Origin of the sequence: uncultured Mucilaginibacter sp., from assembly GCF_903893715.1 — a bacterium.
Classification (GTDB): Bacteria; Bacteroidota; Bacteroidia; order Sphingobacteriales; family Sphingobacteriaceae; genus Mucilaginibacter.
This window is the reverse complement of the sequence record NZ_CAITNG010000025.1, coordinates 1-3,376: the sequence shown is the minus strand read 5'-3', so window position 1 is coordinate 3,376 and position 3,376 is coordinate 1. Positions and strand designations below refer to the sequence as shown.

At 41.2% G+C, this 3,376-nt stretch carries 3 protein-coding genes; all 3 read left to right on the top strand.

The features are described from left to right. Positions 1–991: hypothetical protein (locus tag QZX97_RS03670; RefSeq protein WP_295664194.1), on the top strand; the 991-nt coding region annotated here is incomplete at its 5' end. Positions 992–1,012: 21 nt separating this feature from the next. Further along, complete coding sequence (locus QZX97_RS03665) at positions 1,013–2,266, top strand: SGNH/GDSL hydrolase family protein (protein ID WP_295664191.1); 1,254 nt, start codon at positions 1,013–1,015, stop codon at positions 2,264–2,266. Positions 2,267–2,294: 28 nt separating this feature from the next. Next, positions 2,295–3,376, top strand: a 1,082-nt coding sequence (locus tag QZX97_RS03660; RefSeq protein WP_295651683.1) for a hypothetical protein, incomplete at its 3' end; no start/stop codon positions are given.

The window sequence follows — 3,376 nt, the reverse complement described above, 5'->3', positions numbered from 1 at the left end:
TGAAGAAGCTTTGGTATGCGAAGTTGTGCAGCCGGGAGCCGGGCATTTTAATTTTGATGGCCATTTGGCAAAATTAACCGCTATGTTTTTACAGAAAGCGGCATTCTATAGGATACCTAAGCGCGATGTGAATGATACGATACCGGTAAGATTAAATCATGTGAAGGAAGATTCCGGCTGGCTGACCGATATCAGTTTGATGGCGCCCTCAAAATTTCCCCCTACCCAAGCAAGGTTATTTAAAGGAGATCGGACATTGGCATTTTGGAGTTTGGATGAAGAAATGGCAAAGGCTGTGGAATCATTCGGGCATTATTATGGAGGTCCAAAAGACCAACGGGTTACGTTTGTTGAAGATGGCAAGCCATTGCCCGCCACTTGGATAACCGATTTAAAGTTTCAGCCGGTTTACGAAGGGCTGACTATAAAATTGAAAGGTGATTTTTTGACCTCGACGCCCGAAGGTGTGGCAGGTGCAGGTAAGCCACTTGATCACCTTGAAGAAGGTCGGATTAAGTTTAGGTTGATCGGAGGCTGGGGAGGTGGCGGAGAGCAGATCGGTCAAGATGCTTTTCGTATAAAATTCGATCACTTTGGTATTTCAAGATTTACCAATAATATACAAGTAATGGCATATAGCGAGGGGAATGAACTTTACAAGTATGCTGAACAAGCCGGTCAAATCAAATTTCCCGAAAAGAATACTGTGGGGAAAGCACAGGTTATATCTTTTACTCCTTTAACCAATTTATCAGCAAGCATAAGAACCGTTAAGCTGCATGGTCAAAGCGATTCCGGCTACCCTGTATCTTATTTTGTGCGCAGTGGCCCGGCCGAAGTAAAGGGCGATGAACTGATTATTAATCCTATTCCTCCCAGGGCAAAATATCCTGTCAAAATAACCGTGGTGGCATATCAATGGGGGAGAAGTATTGAACCATTATTTCAATCTGCAATACCGGTTGAGCAAAATTTCTATATAGTTAGATAACCGTAAATTTTAAAAATAAACATGATAAAAATTAAATTTTCACACCTTTTATTACCGTTAATAGGCATTTGGTTGGGCGGTGATGCGCAAACAGTGCAACCGGTTCAGCCCCGCAATGCATTACCCAATATTTTCAAAAAGCTACAAACGCAGAACGACGTTACAATCGCTTTTTTGGGCGGCAGTATTACAAACCATAATGGTTACAGGGTATATGTAACAGATTGGTTAAAAGACCAATATCCAAAATGCCATATCAATTCGATCAATGCGGGCGTTGGTGGTACAGGTAGTGGGTTGGGTGTTTTTAGGATGGACGAAGATGTGCTTAGTAAAAAACCGGATATGGTGTTTGTCGAGTTTGCGGTAAACGATGGCGGCGTTGATTCTTTGACGCTTCAACATTCCATGGAGGGCATTGTACGGAAAATATGGAAACAAAACATTAATACCGACATCTATTTTGTTTACACCTGCCAGATCACCAATCTTAATGACTTAAATAAGGGCAAATATCCCCATTCAGCCATAGTGATGGAAAAAGTAGCCGAGCATTACAAAATACCCTCTATCGAAATGGGTTTTGTAGTTGCCAATATGGTTGCTGCCGGCAAAATGGATTTTAAAGGATCAAAAACCGCGAATACCGGAAAGCCATATTTTTCTGATGACGGTACACACCCAACTATTGAGTTTGGTCATCATATTTATGCCGATACCATTATTGGATCATTAAAACAAATGGTCGGCATGCCTTCGCAGCAAAGGAAGTCTTTGATTCCCCCTTTAGATGAACAAAATAATGAAGATGCACATAATTACCCCATTACAGATGCCACATTGGAAGGCAATTGGAAAATCCTACCGACTACTGATCAATTATCAAAGCAATTTGCGGATAAATTTCAATCGATAGCTTTCGCCAGCGATTCGTCAAGTAAGCTAACTATAAAATTCAAAGGCACGCAAATTGGTTTTTACGATTTGTTGGGCCCAACATCGGGTAGGATGAAAGCTGTAATAGATGACGGTAAGCCCATTTTGGTAACCCGTTTTGATACCTATTGCGTTTATACAAGAGCAAATAATTTCATGTTTCCTGTACTCAAAAATGGTGTTCATACCTTAGTATTAACTCCCGATGAAACAAAGATCGATAAGCTTAAGATCCTTAAATCCAGGCATACCGATGCAGAGATAGCAGATACGGCAAAATATGACACCCAAAACGTATATTTAGGAAAGATACTGGTAATGGGTGAATTGGTAAAATAGTTGGAGATAATTTTAAAATTATAACACGATGATAAAAAGGTCAATAGCACTACAAATTACAGTGGTAATTGTGATAACGGTATTTCTATCTGTATTTTCACTAAAAAACGCTTTTGCACAAAGTTCTACATTGTCAGCGCCGCCTCAAGATAAGGGGCTTCCTTATACAAAAACCGCCAGATCTGTGGCCATGGCGAAACTCAAAAACTATATAGGTGTTTTCGCCGGCAGTAGGTACGCTTGGGTTAAAGGCTACAAAGTACGTCTCGACGATGTGAATTGGAAAGACGAAGCCATTATGCAGGATAGTACGGTTTTCGTACCGGAAAGTTTTGCGGGAGTATTATCGTTAAAGCAAATAAATGTTGACAATGCCCCTGCCTATTTAGCCGATAAATGGGTCTATACGATCAATAGGCCTAAAATTGACGTTGGGCGTTTTAAAAAGATAAATGTCGGCGGAAGAACATATGTCCCATTTGCTGATGTGGCAAAGTCTTTTGGGATGAAAGTTTATCAAGATAGCCAAGGCTTATATTTAGCCGGAAACGAGCAGCCTGGTTTTACCGATAATGAGAAATTGGTACGCCTTGATGTTATTACTCAGTTTGATACCCCTGAAAAATTGGCCGATCCTGATATTGCAACCGAATATATCCCGTCGTTAAAAATGCAGGGCAAATGGACCGACCATGTAAAAGTGACGCCTGAACAAATGAAAGTTTTAAATGGTCCGGAAACAAATTGGGCCTTCACGCCCAAATCAGCCTATGATTATACCGGATTTAATACAGCTTTATTGGGCTCAAAAGTACCGGCACCGGGTGTATACCCTCGCATATTGTTCAGCGAGGCGGATATTCCAATGTTGGCAAAGCGCATAAATAGTAGTAAATCAGGCCAAGAGTCTATGATCGAGGTTGGGTATTTGCTAAAAAAATCATTTTGGGATCCAACTACCAGCGACGGGAAAGTATTTTTAAAACTTTCAACGGGCGACCTGAATGGTTTGGAATGGCCGGCCAACCCTCCTGGAGGAGCAATAGCTGGCTTGCCGCAGATGTTTAAAGGAGAGGTTGCTGGTATTTACAATTCCCATATTGCGTATGT